This window comes from Nonomuraea ceibae, from assembly GCF_019396325.1.
Lineage (GTDB): Bacteria > Actinomycetota > Actinomycetes > Streptosporangiales > Streptosporangiaceae > Nonomuraea > Nonomuraea ceibae.
In genome coordinates this window covers 311,424-331,151 of record NZ_JAHKRO010000001.1, presented here as the reverse complement: position 1 = coordinate 331,151, position 19,728 = coordinate 311,424, and the positions used below count along the sequence as shown (strand labels likewise).

The window sequence follows — 19,728 nt, the reverse complement described above, 5'->3', positions numbered from 1 at the left end:
CCCACCCCCGCTCCCGCCCCCGACCGAGGCCCCGACCCCTCCCCTGGCTTCAGCTCCACCCCGGGCCAGAGCGCCACCTCTACTCCCGACCTCGACCAGGGCCACGACACCAGCCGTGAGTTCAACGCCAGGCCCGAGGAGCGGCCAGGACCCGGCGCCAGCGCCCACGAGGGCCAGCACGCGGACCAAGCTCCGGACGGATACGCGCCGGCGTGCCGGGACCAGGACGCGGACCAGGCCCGGGACCAGGACGGATACCGGGACCGGGACAAAAACCGAAACCAGGAGCAGGACGGACACCAGGACCGATCCCCGAATCCGGACCGGGTAGCGGCGCCTACGGACATGTTGTCTTGGGCGCTTCCCGAGACCACCGACTGGGCCGCTCTTCCCGAGAAGGTCGCCGCGTACCGGGCGGGTTACCTGGCCGAGGACCGCAGGCTCCTGGAGAAGGCCCTGCGCTCCGGGACCCTCATGGGCCTGGCCACCACGAACGCCCTGGAGCTGGGCGTGGACGTGTCCGGCCTGGACGCGGTGCTGATCGCCGGGTGGCCGGGCACCCGGGCTTCCCTGTGGCAGCAGGCGGGCCGGGCCGGGCGCGACGGCAGGGACGCGCTCGCCGTGCTCATCGCGCGCGACGACCCCCTCGACACCTACCTCGTCCACCACCCCCAAGCCCTGTTCGGCCAGCCCGTCGAGGCGATCGTGCTGGACCCTGGCAACCCGTACGTCCTCGGCCCTCACCTGTGCGCGGCCGCCGCCGAGATCCCGCTCACGGACGACGACCTGTCGCTGTTCGGCGACACCACGGCGGACGTCCTCGACACCCTGGTCTCCGACGGGCTGCTGCGCCGCCGGCCCGCCGGATGGTTCTGGACCAAGCGCGAGCGCGCCACCGACCTGGCCGACATCCGGGGCGGCGGCGGTGCGCCGATCCACGTGGTGGAGTCGTCGACCGGCCGCCTGCTGGGCAGCGTGGACGAGCCGTCCTCGCACACCACCGTCCACACCGGCGCCATCTATCTCCACCAGGGCGAGACGTACCTGGTGGAGCTCCTGGACCTGGAAGCCGGCGTGGCGCTGGTCTCGCGCTCCGAACCTGACTACTCCACGTTCGCCCGCGACATTACGGACATCTCCATCCTCGCCACGCTGCGCTCCCAGCCACTGGGGCCCGGCACCCTTCACTTCGGCGACGTGGAGGTGACCCGGCAGGTCGTCTCCTATCTCAAGCGCCGCCTCCAATCCGGCGAGATGCTCGGCGACGAGCCCCTCGACCTGCCGCCGCGCACGCTGCGCACCCGCGCGGTCTGGTGGACGCTTCCCGCCTCCGTGGTGACCACCCTGGCCGAGGACGGCTTCGACCTGGGCGGCGCCGCCCATGCCGCCGAACACGCCGCCATCGGCCTCCTCCCCCTCTTCGCCACCTGCGACCGCTGGGACATCGGCGGCGTCTCCACCGAACTGCACGCCGACACCGGCCTGCTCACCGTGTTCGTGTACGACGGCCATGAGGGCGGCGCCGGTTTCGCCGAACGCGGTTTCGCCCGCGCCACCGATTGGCTCACTGCCACCCGTGAAGCCATCGCCTCCTGCGAATGCGAACGCGGCTGCCCGTCGTGCATCCAATCCCCCAAGTGCGGCAACGGCAACGACCCCTTGGACAAACGCGGCGCCCTCCGCCTCCTCGGCACCCTCCTCAGTTCCTGACTCGGAGTACGTATTGCGGGCGAGGCGCGTAGCGGCTTAATCGTCCCTTGAACGATAAGCTCCGCGGCCTCCCGTCATCGTGTGACTATGAGTTACCAAGAGCCCGCTCCGCCACGCTCCAACGGGCGGTGTTGGGGAGCAGTGAATAGGCCGCATGAAGCGCTGGATATAACAAACACCTGAACCGGACGACTTTTGCGATCTTCCATAATTCGAGAGATTTTGGGGCGCAGAAATAGCCAAATCGCTAGGCCGAAACACATGGCCGAAGCCCGCACGCTCTGGCAGCGCCGGATAAGGCTCTAAGGACGCGGGGGCACGTAAGCGACGGATTCATGGGGCGGGGCCTGCTCTGGCTCTGCCGGTGAGGGTGCGGGGGCCGAGGGCGGGGAGCGTGATCTGGAGTGAGGTCCAGACGTCCGCCACCTGGCCGGTGATCGTGCAGTTCGCCAGGTGGACGCCGTTCTGGGAGGCCACCGTCTCGGCGTGGGTGCAGGCGGATTCGGGGTCGATCAGGGCGAGTTTGGCCGCCGCCAGGGCGCTCAGGTCGGCGGCGGCGTTGACGCGGTGGCGGGCAACGCGGGCGGCGCCCACTATGGCGAAGGCGGTGGCCACGGCCATCAGGAGGGCCATGAGGGCCACACCCCAGAGCGTGGCTGAGCCTCGGTCGGCGCGTTGGGCGGGCATGTCGTCCTTCCTCCCTTCTGGGGCGATGGGGCGAGGGTCAGGGTTCTGTGGCGGCTGTGGCTGATGCCGTTACGGGGACCGCCGGGAGGGCGGGGCCCCACGGGGGGCGTACGTCCACCGAGATCTTCACGGAGGTCTGGTCTGCGTTGCGCGTTATGTCTACGAGGGCTGAGGGCCGGACAGCTGAGTGGACGAGGGCGCGTACCTGGTCGAGTGGCTCGCCTCGGGCGGCGGCCCTGGCTGCCGTACGGGCGGCGTCGACGCACTCCAGGTGGACGGTGACCGCGTGGATGGCCCACAGTGCGGCGGCTAGGACGATCATGAGGGCCGGCAGCATCGCGGCGGTCTCGGCGGTGACCGAGCCGCGCGATGCTGACCGGCTCCCACGGTTGGAGGCGGACCTGGTCATCCGTTGGTGTTGAGCGCCTGGTCTATGAGCTTGGAGAGCATTTCTTGCACTTCGGGGCTGCTGACCACCTTGAACAAGAGTGCGGCGAACGCGCAGGCGGCGATCGTGCCGACGGCGTACTCGGCCGTGGACATGCCCCGGTCTCGCAGAGGGCCGGTGCAGCGGGACCAGCGGCTGGCCCACCATCCGGAGTTGCTGTGGTCAGTGGTGGTGATGGGGGCGGTCTCTGGGGTCTCGTCGGGAGTGGGGACGCGCATTTTGCCTCCAGGTGCTCGGTGCCGGAGTGAGGTGGGACCGGCGTTGCCGGGTGCAAGCGTCGCTCAGGAGGGGCCTGCGATTGCGGGCCGAATGGCGTTCTGGGGATTGCCGGAGATTCGGTTGTCCCGGGCTGTGGATATCGCGCGCCCGGCGTGTAACTGGACCGACAGGGAGCTCCAGCGGGACGGTTAGGGCGATTTGAGTGGTCCGTAGTCCGTTGGCCAAGGCGTGGAGATACGCGGGAAGTTAAGCTCAAAAGGCGGCCCGGCCTTGGCGACGGAAGGAAGCGCCCGATGTCAGATGACTCGCATCTTTCGGTCAGGGCTTCTGATGCCGAGCGTGATTCGGTTATCGACCTGTTGAGCGAGCAGGCCGCGCAGGGTCGTTTGACGCTGGCGGAGCTGGAAGAACGCATCGAGCACGCCCACTCCGCCAGGACCATGGGCGAACTGCAGACGCTCACCCGCGATCTGCCGACCGGCACCGACCAGCCGCCGGCGCGCAGGAAGGCGACGCGGTGGCTCGTATCCGTGATGGGCAGCTTCGCCAAGGTGGGCCGATGGCGAGCGGGACGCCGCGTCACGGCGCTGTCCCTGATGGGCAGCGGCGACATCGACCTGCGCGGCGCGGAGATCGAAGGCGAAGAGGTCACGTTGACCGCCATCGCCGTCATGGGAGGCTTCGACATCTACGTGCCGGACAGCATCGACCTGGAGGTCACCGGGTTCTCGCTGATGGGCGGGCACGACCAGCGGGGCAGCCGCCAGCCGCCGCGCACGGGTGCGCCGCTCGTACGGGTGCGTGTCTACGCCCTCATGGGTGGTACGGACATCTGGCGGGTTCCGGCCGAGATGGAAGCGGCGTCGTTGAAGCGGTTGAGAAAGGCCGCCAAGGCGCTGGAGAAGTGATCCTTCCGTCCTGGCGTCGAAACCTCCGGCCAACAGGTCGGAATGTACGCCGACCGTGGCGGGGCCACCCGTTGCACGCCTGGCTCATGCCCGCTGCCACGGCTTCGGACCGCCCCATCGCCGGGTGGCGCAAGAGCGACGGACTGTGGGGATGCCGGTGGTTGTCGTGTGCTGGGTCATCAGGGGAGGACGATGCTGGTCGCGAGGCCGGCCACGACGGGGATGATGCCCAGCAGGACGAAGGCCGGTAGGAAGCAGAGGCCCAGGGGCGCCACTGCCTTGACGCCGACCCTGCGGGCCGCGGCCACCGAGGCGGCTCGGGATGATTCGCGGGCGTCGTCGGCGAGGCGGGTCAGTACGTCGGCCACCGGGGCGCCGCTCTGGGCGGCTCGGCTCATCGCCCTGGAGAGTTGCGCCGTGGCCGGATCGCGGGCGAGGAAGGCCCAGGTGGGTTCGGGGTCTGCGCCGAGGCGCAGCTGAACGCTCAGCCAGGTCAGGCGGTCTCCCAGTGGGCCGCCTATCGCGGTGGCGGCGATCTCCGTGGCGGCGCTGACCGGTTGACCCGCGAGCAGGCACGACGCCATGAGGTCGGCCGCGAACGGCAGGTCGATGGCTATGCGGTGGCGGTCTCGTTGGAGCTCTTGGGGTTCCTTTCGGTGGAGTACGGCGGCGGCCACCGGGGTGACGAGCGCTGCCGTCAGGATGCCTGGGATGCCGCCGACCAGCAGGGCTGTGAGCAGACCCAGGCAGGCTGCGGAGGTGAGGGTGCGGCCGGTCAGGGGGCGTTTGGGGAGGGTGGGGGTCAGCCAGGAAGGGGTTGGGGGCTCGTCCGGGGGTGGGTGGGCTTGGTGGGGGTTGGCGGGTTCGGGGAGGAGGGTGGCCAGGCGTTGAGCGGTGGTCGTTGGTGCGGTCCACAGCCAGGCGGCTGAGGCGGCGCAGCAGGCGGCGAGGAGCTCCAGCATCTACGTCCTCACTGTGTCGGGCTCAGGAGTCGGCTGCTCGGGTGGCCATGCGGTGGGTCCACCACAGGCCGCAGGCGTCCAGGGCGATGCCGGCTGCCAGGCAGAGCAGGCCGGGGATGCCGCCGAGGAGGAAATCGAGGGGGTGCATGCCCAGGGCAACGCCCATGAGGAGGCCCAGGGCGGGGAGGCCTGCCAGCATTCTGGCCGTGGCGCGGGGGCCGGCGAGTTGGGCCGCCACGTCCTGACGGTGGGCTTGGGCGGTGCGCAGGGTGGCGGCGACGCGTTCGACGAGGGCGGTCAGGCCGGCGCCCACGGTGATGCTGACGTCCCAGCAGGCGGCCAGGCGGCGCAGGCCCTCACCGCCCTGGGCGGGGGCTGCTGACAACAGGGCCGCCGATACGTCGCCGCCGTCTCTCGCGGCGGCGAGAACCGGGCGGAAGGGCTCGGGGTCGGGGAGGTCGACCGCGTTGATGGCTCGGGTCAGGGCCTCACCGGGGGTACGGCCGGCCGACAGCTCGGCGGAGAGGGCATGGCAGAGCTCTATGGAGGCGCGCCGCCAGGCGTCGGCGCGGCGGGCTTGGCTGGTGCGGCGCAGGAGTTGGCCGAGCGGTGGTCGCCCGGCGTTCGTCTGTGGGGCGGTGAGCCTGGTCAGGCGGAGGGTGGCGACGTCGGGGCCGGTCCACAGCCAGACGGCCGTGGCTATCAGGGACGCCGCCACCAGAGCGGCCGTCATCGCGATCTCCCGAGCGCGGCTTCGGCGGGTTCATAGGCGGGTTCATAGGCGGAGACGGATGCGCAGGCGGCGATGGGTTCGCTTGCGGCGATGCGCGGCGCGGTGTTGCAGCCGGGGGTGCTGTCCTCGGACGCGGGCGCACCGGCGGTGGACGGGGAGGGGGAGGTCGGCGCTTCGATCATGGGCGCGCTGCTTGCGGGGGTTGCCTTGGAGGGCGGCATGCCGGTCATCCCTGCGCCGGTCCTGGTGCCGGTTCCGGTTGAGAGGCCGGTCCTGGGGCCGGCGCCTGCTCCGCGGCCCGTCCTGGAGCCGGTGCCAGCCGTGTCGCCGGTTCTGGGGCCGGTGCCTGTTGGGAGGCCGTTTCTGGTTCTGGTTGGAGGGTGGGGGGTCATGTGGATGGTGGGGTGCTCAGGGCGGGGTAGCCGGGGCCTGGGTGAGGGCGGCCGTCGGGGGTGAAGGTCACTGCAGGGATGGCTTCGACCAGGCCGTTCGGGGACCTGGACAGCAGGCAGATTTCCGAGACGCGGCGTTTGCCGCCGCCTCGGCCGCGGGTGAGGTGGATGACGACGTCGAGGGCCGCGGCCAGTTGGCTGTGTACGGCTTCCCGGGTGAGGCCCGCCGCGCAGCCGAGCGCTTCGAGCCGGGGTGGGACGTCGGCCGCTCTGTTGGCGTGGAGGGTGCCGCAGCCGCCCTCGTGGCCGGTGTTGAGGGCGGCCAGCAGGTCGACGACTTCGGCACCCCGTACCTCTCCTACAACCAGGCGGTCGGGGCGCATGCGGAGGGCCTGGCGGACGAGGTCGCGCAGGCCGACACCGCCGGCGCCTTCGAGGTTGGCCGGTCTGGATTCGAGGCGCAGCACGTGCGGGTGAAGGGGGCGGAGCTCGGCCGAGTCTTCGACGAGGAGGAGGCGTTCGCCGGGGTCGGCCAGGGAGAGGAGGGCGGACAGGAGGGTGGTCTTGCCGGTGCCGGTGCCGCCGGTGACGAGGAAGGCGCGTCTGGTCGACACCAAGGTGGTGAGCAGGGGGACGGCCTCGGGGGTGATCGTGCCGGCCGACACCAGGTCGTCGAGGGTGAAGGTGCGGCGGGGCGGCAGCCGTAGGGAAATGCTGGTGCCGCCGGAGGCAATCGGCGGGAGGACGGCGTGCAGGCGTACGCCGCCGGTCAGGCGGGCGTCGACGTACGGTGAGGCGTCGTCCAGGCGGCGGCCCGCGGCGGCGGCGAGGCGCTGGGCGAGCCTGCGGACGGCGCCGTCGTCGGTGAACGTGACCGAGGTGAGGCGCAGGCCTTTGCCGTCGTCGACCCAGACCTCGCGGGGGCCGTTGACCAGGACGTCCGTCACGTCGGGCTCGGTCAGGAGGGGCTCCAGGGGGCCTGCGCCGATGAGGTCGGCGCACAGGGCGCGGGCGACGGCGAGGATTTCGGCGTCACCGTAGACGGACTTCTCGGCGCGTAGGGCGACGGCCACCTGGGCGGCGGTTGGTTCCACGCCGGCGCGGGCGAGGCGGACCCGGACGGCTTCGACGAGGTCGGGAGAGACGGCGCGGGGCAGGTCGCGGGCGTCTCCGGAGGAGGTGCGGGGCATGTCCCGGGAGACGGCGTGAGGCAGCTCCCGGGAGGCGGTGCGGGGTATGTCGCTGGTCACCGCGCGGGGCATTTCCCGGGAGGTGGTGCGGGGCACGTCGCTGGTCACCGCGCGGGGCAGATCGCGGGGTTTGTCGGGGGGCGTGGCCGGAGTCATGCGGCGTCCTCGTTCCTGGGGGTCGGGGGCAGGTCGTGGAGGAGGGCTGTGCAGAGGGTGCCCAGGGCGGTGCGGGGGCCGAGTTTGGGGAGTTCGCCGCGGTTGAGGGTGGTGGTCAGGCGGGGCTGGTCGGGCAGGCGGCCGGCCAGGGGGATGCCGAGGGAGGCGGTGGCCGTGGCGTCGTCGACCACGCCGGGGCGGATGACGGCGCGGATGTCGGCCGTGTGGCGACGGGTCTGGCCGAGCACCTGGGCGGCGGCCAGGATGCCGCGTACGTCGGCGGGGGTCAGCAGGAGGGTGCGATCGGATCTGCCGAGGGCTTCCACGGCGGACGGGTCGAGGTGGCGCGGGAGGTCGACGACCACGAGGTCGAAGCCGCGGCGTCCGGCTTCGAGGACCGAGCGCATGGCTTCGGCCGGGATGGGGCGGATCTCGCCCCGGTGGAACGAGAGCACGGCCAGGTCGCCGAAGGCGGGCAGCGCGGCGCGCAGGGCGCGGGGGCTGATGCGGCCCTGCCGGGCGACGAGGTCGGCCCAGCGGGCTCCCGGGGTCTCCTCCTGGCCGAGGACCGCGTCGAGGCCGCCGCCCAGCGGGTCGGCATCGACGAGCAGGGTGCGCAGGTGGTCGTGGGAGGCGCGCAGGGCCAGGCAGGCGGCCAGGACGCTGGTGCCCGCGCCGCCCCTGCCGCCGATCAGCGACACGACGGCGCCGGCGCGAGGCTCGGGCTCCATCGCGTCGGCGAACCGGTCGACCAGGTGGCGCTCGTCGGCGGGGAGGGCGACGACGGCCTGGGCTCCGGCGGCTACGCAGCGCCGCCAGGTGTCGGGGTCGTCCGGGTCGCGGGTGACGAGGAGGACCTGGTCGCGGGCCGGGGGTGAGGCGGCGGCCACGGCTTCGGCGAGGTCGGCGCCGATGACCACGAGCGGGGCCTGGCTCCAGAACGGGCGAGCGTGGGACGGGACGTGGGCGACGTCGAGCTGGGCGCCGGCTGCGGCGGCTATGCGGACCAGGTCGTCGAGCAGGTCGCGGTCTTCGGAGATGACCAGTGGGCGGGGCATCGGGCCTCCCTGTCGGTTCGGGGAGGACCCACCTTGCGCCCGGCGGGGGTGGCCGCGCGGAGGCGAACGCGGTTCTGGGGATAACGGGCGACGACGGTGCACAGCCTGGGGATAACCAGCAGCTGGGGGTAGCCGGGGGCTGGGGGTAGCCGGGGGCTGGGGATGGCTGGCTGGCCGAGGACGACCGGCGAGCCGGGCGCGACGGGCAAGCCGGGCGCTGCGGACGGGCCGAGCTGCCGGGCGGGGCCGAGCGGCCCGGACGGGCCGGGCGCGACAGGCGGGTCGAGCGAGCCGGGCGCGACGACGTGACGGGAGGCCGGGCGTGACAGCGCGGCGGGCGGACGGGGGGACCCTCGGCGGGCTGGGCGCCCAGCGGGCCGATGGCGACAGGCCGCACCGGTGCACAGGCTGGGGATGGCCACGGTCGCGGCGTGCACAGGTCGGGATGACAGCGCGCCGACCGGGCGGGGATGGGGAGGAAAAGAGGCGACCCCCGCCGGGGGGGGAGAGCGGGGGTCGCCGTACCGGTCCGGCTCCGGGGGGGTAGAGCCGGGCCCGTTTCAGAAGAAAGCTTTCATCACTTGACCAGAGCATGGCAAGGCATTGGAAACCAATCCCGTGCACAGCCGAGCAAGTTTCTGGTGATACCACCGTATGCTGCCCGATGGACTCGAGTTTCGTCGAGGAGCAATCTCGCATTTTCGCCAAGTTTTTTCGCCACGACATAACGATCACATAAAGGAGATCACTCAGAGTGATCGTCACGGCTTGGTAACCGGACGGTCGAGGCGGGATGACCGGCGCGGGGGCCCCGGGCGCCTCAGGTCCGGGTAAAGGTCTTGGACCGAGGGCTTCCCATCAGGGCGGATCCGACGTACAAAGGTGTCACGGACCACTTGTCCGGGTGCATCAGCCGGGCACCCACGCGCGACCAGCCGCGGGAGGCGTGTCGAGACGGGCTTGACCCGATCCGACGATTTCAGGTGCACGCTTGGTAACCCGGTGTGATGCACGGCAGACGGCGTCTCATGACTGGGACGCCGTCAGCTATGTCAGCCTCGCTGCATGGCCTCGCAGACGGCGGTCGTCTCGCGTACGCCCAGGGTGACCGCGGAGGCACACTGCTGTATCCACTGCGACACCCCCTCCTGCGTCCCGGTCAGGTAGGCGCGCAGGGCCTCGGCGTACGGCTGGTCCAGGTGTCCCACCTCGACGGCGACCAGGGATTTCGGGTCGAGCCCGTACTCCACGAGCGTGAGTCGTTCGGCGGCGCGGGCGACGACGCCGTCGGCCGAGCCGAACGGGCGCAGGACGGCGAGCTCGGCGTGCACGACGGCGGCGAGCACCAGCGCGGGGGCCTTGGTGGGGCCGGCGAGCAGGTCGAAGAGGCTGTCCATCCGGGCGACGGCAGCGGCGGCGCTCGGGGCGGGGCCGAGGCCGAGCGGGTCGGGGGCGTCGTCGCCGGCGCGCGGGCGGCCGAGGTCGTCGGAGGTGAGGCCGGCGGCGGCGACGGTGTGCAGCCGGGCCAGGACCTGCCGGGGCGCGGTGCGCCAGGTGGGGCCGAGGCGGCCGAGCTCTGCGGAGGCGCGCAGCGCGCCCTGGACGACGGGGTCGTGCACCTCGTCCTTGCGCAGGGCGTCGAGCGGCACGTCGACGCCTTCGAGTGCGGCGGAGGCGCGGGCGCCGCGCAGCGACGACTCGGCGGAGACCGCCGGGCTGGCCCGCCGCAGGACGCGGTGGCGGTAGAGCCGGTCGACGGCCTGGCGGGCGGCGTCGACGGCTTCGGGCACGCCGGGGAACCCCGCGATGACGGCCAATGGGTCACTCACGGAACCCGACACTACCCGTGGCCGCCGGGCGTCGTTCTAAGAGGGGGACCCATAAACCCTGGGCCGTGTCCCGTTCCATAATTTACGGATTTCGAGATGACAACGTTTCAGTTGCTATTGTCACGCGCGAAGATAAAAATCCATCCGACGGTACGGACCTGTCTAGACCTCTTGTGGTAGGTGGGCGTGAGCTGGTGAAGTGGGACACGACCTAACCAATCTGGCCATAGAAGGAGCACGAGGTGGCCCCGGAAACCCCTGGCAACGAGCCCCAGGCGCTGTCCAACCTGCTGCAGGAGAACCGCCGGTTCGCACCACCGGCCGACCTGGCAGCGGCCGCTAACGTGACCGCCGCCGCCTATGCCGAGGCGGCGGCCGACCGCCTCGGGTTCTGGGAGCGTGCTGCCGAGCGGCTGACCTGGGCCAAGCGGTGGGACACCACGCTGGAGTGGGAGCCCCCGTTCGCCAAATGGTTCGTCGGCGGTGAGCTCAACGTCGCGTACAACTGCGTCGACCGTCACGTCGAGGCGGGGCGCGGCGACAAGGTCGCCTACCACTGGGAGGGCGAGCCCGAGGGCGACTCCCGCACGCTGACCTACGCCGACCTGCAGCGGGAGGTCTCCAAGGCGGCCAACGCGCTGCAGGAGCTGGGCGTGGGCAAGGGCGACCGGGTGGCCGTCTACCTGCCGATGATCCCCGAGCTGCCGATCACGATGCTGGCGTGCGCGCGCATCGGCGCGATCCACTCGGTGGTGTTCGGCGGCTTCTCCTCGGCGGCGCTGAAGAGCCGTATCCACGACGCCGACGCCAAGCTGGTGGTCACCGCCGACGGCGGCTACCGCCGTGGCGCGCCGTCGGCGCTCAAGCCGACGGTGGACGAGGCCGTGGCCGAGTGCCCGCAGGTGGAGAACGTCCTGGTGGTGCGCCGCACCGGCGAGGAGGTCGCGTTCAACGAGCGCGACAAGTGGTGGCACGACGTCGTCGACCGTCAGAGCGACCAGCACACGCCGGTCCCGCATGATGCCGAGGACCCGCTGTACATCCTCTACACCAGCGGCACGACCGGCAAGCCGAAGGGCATCCTGCACACGACGGGCGGCTACCTGACGCAGACGGCGTGGACCCACGACGCCTGCTTCGACCTCAAGCCCGAGACCGACATCTACTGGTGCACGGCCGACATCGGCTGGGTGACCGGGCACTCCTACATCGTGTACGGCCCGCTCGCCAACGGCGCGACCAGCGTGATCTACGAGGGCACGCCCGACACCCCGCACCGCGGCCGGTTCTGGGAGATCGTCCAGAAGTACAAGGTCACGATCCTCTACACCGCGCCGACGGCGATCCGGACGTTCATGAAGTGGGGCGACGAGATCCCCGCCAAGTTCGACATGTCCAGCCTGCGCGTGCTGGGCTCGGTGGGCGAGCCGATCAACCCCGAGGCGTACGTGTGGTACCGCGAGCACATCGGCGGCGACCGCTGCCCGGTCGTCGACACGTGGTGGCAGACGGAGACGGGCGCGATCATGATCAGCCCGCTGCCGGGCGTCACCGCGGCCAAGCCCGGCGCGGCGATGCGCCCGCTGCCGGGCATCAGCGCCGACGTGGTGGACGACCAGGGCAACAGCGTGCCCGACGGCGGTGGCGGCTTCCTGGTCGTACGTGAGCCGTGGCCGGCCATGCTCCGCACGATCTGGGGCGACGACCAGCGCTACATCGACACCTACTGGAGCCGGTTCGACGGGATGTACTTCCCCGGCGACGGCGCCAAGAAGGACGAGGACGGCGACCTGTGGCTGCTGGGCCGCGTCGACGACGTCATGCTCGTCTCGGGCCACAACATCTCCACCACCGAGGTGGAGAGCGCGCTGGTCAGCCACCCGAAGGTGGCCGAGGCCGCGGTGGTGGGCGCGACCGACCCGGTGACCGGCCAGGCCATCGTGTCGTTCGTGATCCTGCGCGGCAGCGTCGAGGAGAACGACGACATCGCCGCCGAGCTGCGCAACCACGTGGCCAAGACGCTCGGCCCGATCGCCAAGCCGCGCCAGATCCTGGTGGTGCCCGAGCTGCCGAAGACCCGCTCGGGCAAGATCATGCGCCGGCTGCTGCGCGACGTGGCGGAGAACCGGAGCATCGGCGACGTCACGACGCTCGCCGACAGCACGGTGATGAACCTCATCTCGGAGAAGCTCCCGTCCGCAAAATCTGAGGACTAATCACCCGTACGGCCACATGTCCCGAAATTTCGGGACATGTGGCCGGGTAGGGTGGGTGTCTGGTGTGCCGGGAAGTCGGGTCGGCGTCATGGGGAGCCGTTCCCCCTGACCTGACCTTCGAGAGGGCTTTCACGTGCGCCGTGCCACCGATATGTGGCCTTTCACACCCACCATCCGCTACGCCCGCACCCTGACCGAGGCGCTCCGCACCGAGACGCTGGGCGGCATCGTCATGCTGGCCGCCACGGTCGCCGCACTGGTGTGGGCCAACGTCTCCCTCGACTCCTACACCGGCCTGGTCAAGACCGAGATCGCCGGGATGGAGATCTACAAGTGGGCCCAGCACGGCCTGCTGACGATCTTCTTCTTCGTCGCCGGGCTGGAGGTCAAGGAGGAGTTCGTCCACGGCGAGCTGGCCAGCCCGCGCAAGGCCGCGCTGCCCGTGCTCGCCGCCGTGGCCGGCATGGTCGTCCCCGCCGCGATCTACCTGCTGGTGAGCTGGGGTGCTCCCGGTGCAGGGCGGGGCTGGGCCATTCCCACAGCCACCGACATCGCCTTCGCGCTCGCCGTGCTCGCCGTCACGGCCAGCGCCATGCCCGCCGCGCTGCGTGCGTTCCTGCTCACCTGCGCCGTGGTGGACGACCTCGGCGCGATCACCATCATCGCGGCCTTCTACACCGACCACCTCGACCTGCCCATGCTGCTGGCCGGAGCGGCGCTGATCGGCGTGTACGGCGTCCTGCAACGGCGCGGCGTACGAACGCCCTGGATCCACCTGCCGCTGGCCGTGGCCGCCTGGTACGCCGTCGAGCAGAGCGGCGTGCACGCGACCGTCGCCGGGGTCGCGCTCGGCCTGCTGACCCGGGTGCACGCCCGCGACAGCGAGGAGCGCTCCCCCGCCGAGGCCGCCGACCACTACATCCGGCCGATCTCGGCGGGCCTGGCCGTGCCGGTGTTCGCGTTCGTGTCGGCAGGGGTGAAGCTCGACGCCGAGAGCCTCGGCGCTATGTTCTCCGATCGGGTAGTTCTGGGAGTGATTGCGGGGCTCGTGGTGGGCAAGTTCCTGGGGGTGTTCGGCGGTGCCTGGCTGGCAGTGCGGCTGGGGCTGGCGAGGCTGTCGCAGGAGCTGCGCTGGCGGGACATGGCGGCGGTGTCGTTGCTTGCCGGGATCGGGTTCACGGTGTCGCTGCTGATCGGCGATCTGGCCTATGGTGCCGATCAGGAACGGGCAACCGCCGTGACCACCGGGATCCTCGCGGCCAGCGTCATCGCCTCCGTCCTGGCAGCGGTGCTGCTGCACACCCGGGTGCGCGAGCGCCGCAGCGCACTGGATGATGATTGACACGGCCACCAGGCCTCGATAGGAGACGTTCATGCCGCAGACTCCCGAGGAAGAATCCCTGGGCTCGCTGGTCGCCCAGGCGAGCAACCACATCTCGACCCTGGTCCGATCCGAGATCGAGCTGGCCAAGGCCGAGTTCCGGTTCGACGCCAAGCGGGTGGGCATGGCGGGCGGGCTGTTCGCGGCCGCCGCGTTCATGGCACACCTGTGCCTGATCCTCGCCTCGTTCACGATCGCCTACGTGCTGGAGCAGTGGCTGCCCAAGTGGGCGGCGTTCCTCATCGTGACCGTGTTCTACCTGCTCGTGGCGGGGCTGCTGGTGTTCATCGGGGTGCGCCGGCTCAAGGGCCTGGCCGGCATGAAGCGGACCGCCAGATCGCTCAAGGGACTGAAGGAGATCGCCTCACCGGAGGAGCTGCCGGCGGGGAGCCGAGATGGCACCTGACGAGGCGGTCGTCCGGATCGAGGGGCCGTGGAAGCACCGGGCGGTCCACGCGGGCGGCACCAGGTTCCACGTCGTGGAGGCCGGTGACGGGCCGCTGGTGCTGCTTCTGCACGGGTTCCCGCAGTTCTGGTGGACGTGGCGGCACCAGCTGGCGTCGCTGCCCGCCGCGGGTTACCGCGCCGTCGCGGTCGACCTGCGCGGCTACGGCGGCAGCGACAAGCCGCCGCGCGGCTACGACCTGCCGACGCTGGCCGCCGACGCGACCGGGCTGATCCGGGCGCTGGGCGAGACCGGCGCGATCGTCGTCGGGCACGACTGGGGCGGGCTGCTGGCCTGGACGATGGCGGTGCTCGACCCGAAGTGCGTGCGCCGGCTCGTCACGGTGTCGGCGCCGCATCCGCTGCGGCTGCGCAACTCGCTGCTCACCGACCCGTTCGGCCAGCTCAGGTCGAGCCGGGTGCTCGGCTTCCAGCTTCCGCTGCTGCCCGAGCGCAGGCTGACCCGCAAGAAGGCGGCGCTGGTCGGCAGCCTCCTCGACGGCTGGTCGGGGCCGAACTGGCCCGACGCCGACGTCTCGCGGACCTACCGCGAGGCGTTCCGGATCCCGGCCGTGGCCCACTGCGCGCTGGAGTATCACCGCTGGTTCGGCCGCTCGCAGCTACGGCCCGACGGCCTGCGTTACGCGCGTGCCATGCGGACCGAGATCGAGGCCCCCACCCTGCAGTTGCACGGCGCGCTCGACCGGTGCATCCTGCCGCGGACGGCGCAGGGGTCGAGCCGTTACGTGGCGGCCCCGTACCGGTGGCGGCTGCTCGAAGGGGCGGGCCACTTCCCCCACGAGGAGATTCCCGACGTGTTCGACACGGAGTTGCTCGGCTGGCTGGCCGATCCGGAGCCCGACCGATGAGAGACCGCGACCCCGAGGGCCGGCCGCGCAACGCCAGGCCGCGCGACGAGTACGGCAGGCCGCTCCCCTACGGCTCGCCCGGCGTGGCCCGGGTGCCCGACGACTACGCGCCGAGCACGGAGCAGGCGCTGGCCGACGGCCGCCGGTTCCTGGCCGAGGGGCTGCCGTTCAACGCGCACGAGGTGTTCGAGGGGCGCTGGAAGTGCGCGCCTGAGGAGGAGCGCGAGCTGTGGCAGGGGCTGGCGCAGATCTGCGTGGGCCTGACCCATCTGCAGCGGGGCAACGGCCGGGGTGCGCTGACGCTGTTCGCCCGCGGCGCGGCGCGCGTGCAGGGCTTCGGCGAGCCGTACGACGCGGTGGGCCGGGCGGCGTCGGGCCTGGGCCACGACAGCGACCCGGCGGCGGCCGTCAGCCTGATCCTGGAGTCGTTGCCGGGCCGGTGAGCGCCGCGCGCCCGGCCAGCAGGGCGAGCGTGGCGTCGGCGGCCCGGTCGACGGCGATGCCGACGGCCTCGTCGCCGGTGCCGAACATGCCCAGCCGCAGCAGCCCGGCGTAGCCGTGGGCGACGGCGGCCACGGCGACGCCGAGCGTCTCGGCGGTGGGCCGGTCGCCGCCCGACAGGGCGAGCGCGGCGTCGTGGAACGCCTCCTTGACGGGCCGGGCGGCGTGCTCCAGCTCGGGGGCGGCGACGGCGGAGAAGGTCGGCCCGGCCAGCGCCTCGAACAGTGCGGGGTGCCCGGCGGCGAAGCGCACGTAGCCCCTGGCGACGCCGACGAGCCGCTGCTCCGGCGTGGTGCCGCGGCTCTCGGCGGTGACGGCGGCGACCAGCCGCTCGCCCGCGCGCACGCCCACGGCCAGCAGCAGCTCGTCGCGGTCGGCGAAGTGGCGGTAGGGGGCGCTGGGGGCGACCCCGAGCCGCCTGCTCGCCTCGGCCAGGGAGAAGCCCTGGACACCGTGCTCGGCGATGAGCTCGACCGCGGTGTCGATCAGCGCGGCGCGCAAATCGCCGTGGTGGTAGCGGTCGCGTTTGGTGGTCCGGGGCATCCCCTCAGGTTAGCGGCCGGGACAGTTCGTCCAGGAGGTCGCGTTCGGCCCGGTCCAGTTCGAAGGCCATCGCGCCGGCGGCCTCGGCGGCCTGGGCGGGCCTGGAGGCGCCCGGGATCGCGACCACGGTCTCGCCGTAGTGGGTGATCAGCCAGTTGAGCGCCACCTGGGCGGGTGAGACGCCGTGGGCGCGGCCGAGGTCCTTCATCGCGGCGATGAGCGGCGCGGTGCGCGCCAGGCCCTTGGCGGTGAGCCGGCTGTGGCCGAACACCCTGCGCATCGGCGGCAGGTCCCTGACCCGGGCGGGGTCGTCGTGGAAGCGGCCGGTGAGGATCCCGCCTTCCAGGGGCGAGTAGGCGATGAGCGTGACGCCGAGGCGGCGGGCCGTGTCGAGCACGCCGTCGCGCTCGACGTTGCGGTGCAGCAGGTTGATCCGCACCTGGTTTGCGGCCAGCGTGACGCCTTCCTGGGCGAGGACCCGGTGGGCGAGCTCCATCTGCCGGGCGGAGAAGTTGCTGACGCCGACGTGGCGGACCTTGCCGGCGCGTTGCAGCGCTGCCATGGCCCTGAGCTGGGCGGGGATGCTCGACAGGCTGCCGGTGGGCATGTGGATCTGGTACAGGTGGATCGGGTGGCCGCCGAGGTGGCGCAGGCGGCTGCCGATGCTGCGGCCGATGTGCCCGGCGGTGCGGCCGAGGGGCGGCCACTTGGTGGCGACGGTGACCTCGCCGGGGGCGATGCCGCACTCCTTGAGCGCGGTGGCCAGCATGCGCTCCGACTGGCCGCCGCCGTACATCTCGGCGGTGTCGAACCAGGTGACGCCGCCGTCGAGGGCGGCGCCGACGACGGCGGTGACGGTCTCCTGGCCGATGTCGCGGACGATGTACTTCGCCACGGACCGGCCGCCGGTGAACTGCATGCACCCCAGGCCGATGGGGCTGATCTCGATGCCGGTCGTGCCGAGCGTACGTGTCTTCATGCCGACCCCCATGTGATGGACATTCACAATGTGATGGACATTAACATGAGGGCATGCCGAACGAAAGCCCCGGCGGGGAGCAGGGGTCAGTCGCAGCTCTGGGTGTTGGCCGGCGAGGTGTCGGTGCGGCCCTGGTCGGCGTCGGGCTTGACCTCGGCGGCGGTCAGCGCGTAGCCGGTCTCCTCCTGGCTGATCGCGGCCGCGAAGATCACGCCGAAGACCCGGCCGTCGGCCGTGAGCAGCGGCCCGCCGGAGTTGCCCGGCAGCACCTTGCCGCGCACCGCGTAGACCGACCGGGTGACGTTGGAGGAGCGGTAGATGTCGGGCCCCTCGGCGTCGAGCTGGTTGCGGATGCGGGCCGCCTCGGCGGTGAAGCCCTTGCCCTTGGGATAGCCGGCGATGATGGCGTTGTCGCCCTTCTCGGCGGTGCCGTCGAAGGCGAGCTGCGGCAGGTTGAGCCCCGGCACGTACAGGACCGCGATGTCGCGGCTCGGGTTGTAGCGCACCACGGTCGCCTTGTGCCGCCGCGAGCGGTGGTCGATCACCTGGAGGTCGCGCGTGACGCCGGCGACCACGTGCGCGTTGGTCATGATCCGGTCGCGGGCGTAGACGAAGCCGGTGCCCTCGATGTGCTTGTTGCAGCTCTCGGCGTTGCCCTGCACCTTGACGATGGCCCGCTGGGCGCGCGCCAGCCGCTCGCCCTGCAGCACGCTCTGCGCGGGCGGCGGCACGTCCACGAACGAGCCCGCCCCGATGGCGTCGAAGACCGGCGGGAACTCCGAACGGTCGATGAGCTTCTTGAACGGCTGCTGCCAGTTGCGCGCCGACTGCGGGATGGCGTCGTCGATGGTGGTGAGCAGCAGTGACTGCCTGACCTGGTCGACCAGCGGCGTGAAGGAGGTGGAGACGACCAGCGACCCGATCAGCCAGGCGATGACCAGCACCGACAGCGCGCTGGCGAACGTGCCGCCGACCGCGTCGGCGACCCTGGCGGGCTCCCAGGTGACGTGGCTGCGCACCACGGCCCCGATGGTCGAGGAGGCGAACTGCCCGATCGTCGCGGCGAGGAAGACGATCACGATGGCGAGCAGCGCCTGCGGGGTGTCGCCGTCGACGATCGCCTTGGAGATCGGCGGCGCGATGAACACCCCGAGCAGCGCCCCGCCCACGAACCCGACGAAGCTGGTGACGCCTATGATGAAGCCCTGCCGGTAGCCCGAGACGCCGAAGGCGATCACGAGGCCAATCAATATGAGGTCAAGCAGATCGCCGCGCACCCTTCAAAGCTAACCAGGGATACGGTCAAGTGTGCACGTCTTCCGCCAGGACGGCGTCACCCTGCGGGTTACCTTGATCCCTATGCCGCCGGTCAGAGATCTCATCGACGCAGCTCTCGACGACCCCGACCCCGACGGGCAGGTGCGCTGGCAGGTGATCTCCGCCCTTCGGGAGCGGGGCGACCTGGAGTGCTTCATCGAGGCGCGGCGGCTGTGCGCGGCCGACTCCGTCACCGAGCGGCTGCTCGGCGTCGACATCCTCGGCATGCTCGCCGCGTACGTGGACCGCACGCTGCCCGTGCTGCGCTTCCTGGCGGCGGGCGAGGACGACGTCATGGTGCTCTACTCGGTGCTGATCGCGTTCGGCCACCTCGCGGACCCGCGCTCGCTGCCGTCGGTGATCGACCTGGCCGGGCACCACGACCCGCGCGTCAGGTACGGCGCGGCCTACGCGCTCCAGCACGTGCTGGGCGACCCGCCGGACCGGACCGGGCTCGACACGCTGCGCCGGCTGACCGCCGACAGCGATGCCGACGTGGCGGGCTGGGCCGCGCTCGGCTTCGCGCTAACCACGGGCCGTGAGGTTTAGCACCTCCGGCGGGATGTCCTCCACGCGCGTCGCGTCCCACGGCCGCTCCAGGCCGCCCACGCGCAGCACCGAGTCGAGCACCACCGCGGTGAACCCCCACACGAGCATCCCGCGCACCCGGAACGCCGGGCCGGCCATCTCCTGCGAGAGCCGCATCGTGAGCCGGTTGCCCGGGTCGACCAGCTCGGCGACGGGCACCCGCTCGACGGAGTCGACCTCGTCGGGCGAGGCGGCGTGCACCGCCGACGGGGTGTGCCACCAGCCGAGCACCGGGGTCACCCGGTTGTCGCTGTGGGACAGGTAGAGCTCGGGCATCGTGCACAGCACGCGCACGCCGCGCGGGTCGAGCCCGGTCTCCTCCTCGGCCTCGCGCAGGGCCGCGCCGACCGGGCCGCCGTCGCCAGGGTCGACGCCGCCGCCGGGGAAGGCCGGCTGGCCCGCGTGCCTGCGCCCGCGCATGCTGCGCTGGATGAGCAGCACGTCGGGGCCGAGCGGGCCCTCGCCGAACAGCATCAGCACCGCCGCTTCACGCCCGCCCTCGCCCGGCGGGCGCATCCGCTCGGGCACAGGGGTGCGTACGGCCTTGGCCGCGAGGTGGTCCAGCCATGCGGGGACGTGGGTCACGCAACCTCCAACA

21 protein-coding genes are annotated in these 19,728 nt (G+C 71.7%); 8 read left to right on the top strand and 13 right to left on the bottom strand.

Annotated elements, in window-relative coordinates; all coding sequences use genetic code 11:
• A partial coding sequence (locus KME80_RS01755) for a Zn-binding domain-containing protein (RefSeq protein WP_246643632.1) occupies positions 1 to 1,710 on the top strand: 1,710 nt, incomplete at its 5' end.
• A gap of 333 nt (positions 1,711 to 2,043) precedes the next feature.
• Here the strand turns inward: KME80_RS01755 and KME80_RS01750 are convergent.
• The 3 genes from KME80_RS01750 to KME80_RS52550 all read right to left on the bottom strand — a co-directional run bounded on the left by KME80_RS01750 (position 2,044) and on the right by KME80_RS52550 (position 3,063).
• Positions 2,044 to 2,397, bottom strand: a complete 354-nt coding sequence (locus KME80_RS01750) for an Rv3654c family TadE-like protein (RefSeq protein WP_219499429.1) — start codon at positions 2,395 to 2,397, stop codon at positions 2,044 to 2,046.
• A 37-nt stretch (positions 2,398 to 2,434) separates the two neighbouring features.
• On the bottom strand, positions 2,435 to 2,719 hold the full coding sequence (locus KME80_RS01745; RefSeq protein ID WP_246643742.1) for a TadE family type IV pilus minor pilin: 285 nt from the start codon (positions 2,717 to 2,719) through the stop codon (positions 2,435 to 2,437).
• A gap of 83 nt (positions 2,720 to 2,802) precedes the next feature.
• On the bottom strand, positions 2,803 to 3,063 hold the full coding sequence (locus KME80_RS52550) for a DUF4244 domain-containing protein (protein WP_308125574.1): 261 nt from the start codon (positions 3,061 to 3,063) through the stop codon (positions 2,803 to 2,805).
• Positions 3,064 to 3,357: 294 nt separating this feature from the next.
• On the opposite strand from KME80_RS52550, the gene KME80_RS01735 reads away from it, so the two are divergent.
• The gene (locus KME80_RS01735) at positions 3,358 to 3,972 is read left to right on the top strand and encodes a DUF1707 SHOCT-like domain-containing protein (protein ID WP_219499425.1); all 615 of its coding nucleotides are present in this window, start codon (positions 3,358 to 3,360) and stop codon (positions 3,970 to 3,972) included.
• Between the two features lie 179 nt (positions 3,973 to 4,151).
• Here KME80_RS01735 and KME80_RS01730 read toward each other — a convergent pair whose 3' ends face one another.
• From KME80_RS01730 to KME80_RS01705, 6 genes are all read right to left on the bottom strand, one after another.
• On the bottom strand, positions 4,152 to 4,934 hold the full coding sequence (locus KME80_RS01730) for a type II secretion system F family protein (RefSeq protein WP_219499423.1): 783 nt from the start codon (positions 4,932 to 4,934) through the stop codon (positions 4,152 to 4,154).
• 22 nt (positions 4,935 to 4,956) lie between these two features.
• Positions 4,957 to 5,667 (bottom strand): type II secretion system F family protein, encoded by a 711-nt coding sequence (locus tag KME80_RS01725; protein WP_219499421.1) that lies wholly within the window; start codon positions 5,665 to 5,667, stop codon positions 4,957 to 4,959.
• On the bottom strand, positions 5,664 to 5,849 hold the full coding sequence (locus KME80_RS01720) for a hypothetical protein (RefSeq protein ID WP_219499419.1): 186 nt from the start codon (positions 5,847 to 5,849) through the stop codon (positions 5,664 to 5,666). Before KME80_RS01720 ends, KME80_RS01725 begins: the two co-directional genes overlap by 4 nt.
• A 206-nt stretch (positions 5,850 to 6,055) precedes the next feature.
• Positions 6,056 to 7,249 (bottom strand): TadA family conjugal transfer-associated ATPase, encoded by a 1,194-nt coding sequence (locus KME80_RS01715; RefSeq protein WP_219499472.1) that lies wholly within the window; start codon positions 7,247 to 7,249, stop codon positions 6,056 to 6,058.
• Between the two features lie 152 nt (positions 7,250 to 7,401).
• Positions 7,402 to 8,463 (bottom strand): septum site-determining protein Ssd, encoded by a 1,062-nt coding sequence (gene ssd, locus KME80_RS01710; RefSeq protein WP_219499417.1) that lies wholly within the window; start codon positions 8,461 to 8,463, stop codon positions 7,402 to 7,404.
• Between the two features lie 1,052 nt (positions 8,464 to 9,515).
• On the bottom strand, positions 9,516 to 10,292 hold the full coding sequence (locus KME80_RS01705; protein WP_219499415.1) for a Fic family protein: 777 nt from the start codon (positions 10,290 to 10,292) through the stop codon (positions 9,516 to 9,518).
• A gap of 242 nt (positions 10,293 to 10,534) precedes the next feature.
• On the opposite strand from KME80_RS01705, the gene acs reads away from it, so the two are divergent.
• The 5 genes from acs to KME80_RS01680 all read left to right on the top strand — a co-directional run bounded on the left by acs (position 10,535) and on the right by KME80_RS01680 (position 15,645).
• Positions 10,535 to 12,508 (top strand): acetate--CoA ligase, encoded by a 1,974-nt coding sequence (gene acs, locus KME80_RS01700; protein WP_219499412.1) that lies wholly within the window; start codon positions 10,535 to 10,537, stop codon positions 12,506 to 12,508.
• 151 nt (positions 12,509 to 12,659) lie between these two features.
• Entirely contained in the window at positions 12,660 to 13,850 is a 1,191-nt protein-coding gene (gene nhaA, locus KME80_RS01695; RefSeq protein WP_246643630.1) for a Na+/H+ antiporter NhaA, read from the top strand.
• Positions 13,851 to 13,881: 31 nt separating this feature from the next.
• Positions 13,882 to 14,295 carry a phage holin family protein gene (locus KME80_RS01690; protein WP_219499409.1) on the top strand — a complete coding sequence of 138 codons (414 nt, stop codon included), beginning with the start codon at positions 13,882 to 13,884 and terminating at the stop codon, positions 14,293 to 14,295.
• On the top strand, positions 14,285 to 15,202 hold the full coding sequence (locus tag KME80_RS01685; protein WP_219499407.1) for an alpha/beta fold hydrolase: 918 nt from the start codon (positions 14,285 to 14,287) through the stop codon (positions 15,200 to 15,202). The genes KME80_RS01690 and KME80_RS01685 overlap by 11 nt, the downstream gene beginning before the upstream one ends.
• On the top strand, positions 15,199 to 15,645 hold the full coding sequence (locus tag KME80_RS01680; protein ID WP_219499406.1) for a DUF309 domain-containing protein: 447 nt from the start codon (positions 15,199 to 15,201) through the stop codon (positions 15,643 to 15,645). Before KME80_RS01685 ends, KME80_RS01680 begins: the two co-directional genes overlap by 4 nt.
• Here KME80_RS01680 and KME80_RS01675 read toward each other — a convergent pair.
• The 3 genes from KME80_RS01675 to KME80_RS01665 form a co-directional block, all read right to left on the bottom strand.
• Positions 15,611 to 16,246 (bottom strand): TetR/AcrR family transcriptional regulator, encoded by a 636-nt coding sequence (locus KME80_RS01675; protein WP_219499404.1) that lies wholly within the window; start codon positions 16,244 to 16,246, stop codon positions 15,611 to 15,613. The two genes, KME80_RS01680 and KME80_RS01675, sit on opposite strands and share 35 nt — an antisense overlap.
• Before the next feature lie 4 nt (positions 16,247 to 16,250).
• Positions 16,251 to 17,225: an aldo/keto reductase gene (locus KME80_RS01670; RefSeq protein ID WP_219499402.1), complete on the bottom strand. Its 975-nt coding sequence runs from the start codon at positions 17,223 to 17,225 to the stop codon at positions 16,251 to 16,253.
• An 86-nt stretch (positions 17,226 to 17,311) separates the two neighbouring features.
• Entirely contained in the window at positions 17,312 to 18,502 is a 1,191-nt protein-coding gene (locus KME80_RS01665) for a MarP family serine protease (RefSeq protein WP_219499400.1), read from the bottom strand.
• A gap of 82 nt (positions 18,503 to 18,584) precedes the next feature.
• Between KME80_RS01665 and KME80_RS01660 the strand changes: the two genes are divergently transcribed.
• On the top strand, positions 18,585 to 19,091 hold the full coding sequence (locus KME80_RS01660) for a HEAT repeat domain-containing protein (RefSeq protein WP_219499397.1): 507 nt from the start codon (positions 18,585 to 18,587) through the stop codon (positions 19,089 to 19,091).
• Here KME80_RS01660 and KME80_RS01655 read toward each other — a convergent pair.
• Positions 19,068 to 19,715, bottom strand: coding sequence for an NUDIX hydrolase (locus KME80_RS01655; RefSeq protein ID WP_308125573.1), 648 nt, complete (start codon positions 19,713 to 19,715; stop codon positions 19,068 to 19,070). The genes KME80_RS01660 and KME80_RS01655 overlap by 24 nt on opposite strands.
• Positions 19,716 to 19,728: the final 13 nt, after the last annotated feature.

Bases quoted from the DNA above. Each gene is read 5' to 3' on its own strand.
- ssd (WP_219499417.1), bottom strand. From the start codon at position 8,463: ATGCCCCGCCCACTGGTCATCTCCGAAGACCGCGACCTGCTCGACGAC.
- KME80_RS01735 (WP_219499425.1), top strand. From the start codon at position 3,358: ATGTCAGATGACTCGCATCTTTCGGTCAGGGCTTCTGATGCCGAGCGT.
- KME80_RS01730 (WP_219499423.1), bottom strand. From the start codon at position 4,934: ATGCTGGAGCTCCTCGCCGCCTGCTGCGCCGCCTCAGCCGCCTGGCTG.
- KME80_RS01685 (WP_219499407.1), top strand. From the start codon at position 14,285: ATGGCACCTGACGAGGCGGTCGTCCGGATCGAGGGGCCGTGGAAGCAC.
- KME80_RS01660 (WP_219499397.1), top strand. From the start codon at position 18,585: ATGCCGCCGGTCAGAGATCTCATCGACGCAGCTCTCGACGACCCCGAC.
- KME80_RS01750 (WP_219499429.1), bottom strand. From the start codon at position 2,397: ATGCCCGCCCAACGCGCCGACCGAGGCTCAGCCACGCTCTGGGGTGTG.
- nhaA (WP_246643630.1), top strand. From the start codon at position 12,660: ATGTGGCCTTTCACACCCACCATCCGCTACGCCCGCACCCTGACCGAG.
- KME80_RS01745 (WP_246643742.1), bottom strand. From the start codon at position 2,719: ATGATCGTCCTAGCCGCCGCACTGTGGGCCATCCACGCGGTCACCGTC.
- KME80_RS52550 (WP_308125574.1), bottom strand. From the start codon at position 3,063: ATGCGCGTCCCCACTCCCGACGAGACCCCAGAGACCGCCCCCATCACC.
- KME80_RS01725 (WP_219499421.1), bottom strand. From the start codon at position 5,667: ATGACGGCCGCTCTGGTGGCGGCGTCCCTGATAGCCACGGCCGTCTGG.
- KME80_RS01670 (WP_219499402.1), bottom strand. From the start codon at position 17,225: ATGAAGACACGTACGCTCGGCACGACCGGCATCGAGATCAGCCCCATC.
- KME80_RS01690 (WP_219499409.1), top strand. From the start codon at position 13,882: ATGCCGCAGACTCCCGAGGAAGAATCCCTGGGCTCGCTGGTCGCCCAG.
- KME80_RS01675 (WP_219499404.1), bottom strand. From the start codon at position 16,246: ATGCCCCGGACCACCAAACGCGACCGCTACCACCACGGCGATTTGCGC.
- KME80_RS01715 (WP_219499472.1), bottom strand. From the start codon at position 7,249: ATGCCCCGCACCTCCTCCGGAGACGCCCGCGACCTGCCCCGCGCCGTC.
- KME80_RS01680 (WP_219499406.1), top strand. From the start codon at position 15,199: ATGAGAGACCGCGACCCCGAGGGCCGGCCGCGCAACGCCAGGCCGCGC.
- KME80_RS01720 (WP_219499419.1), bottom strand. From the start codon at position 5,849: ATGATCGAAGCGCCGACCTCCCCCTCCCCGTCCACCGCCGGTGCGCCC.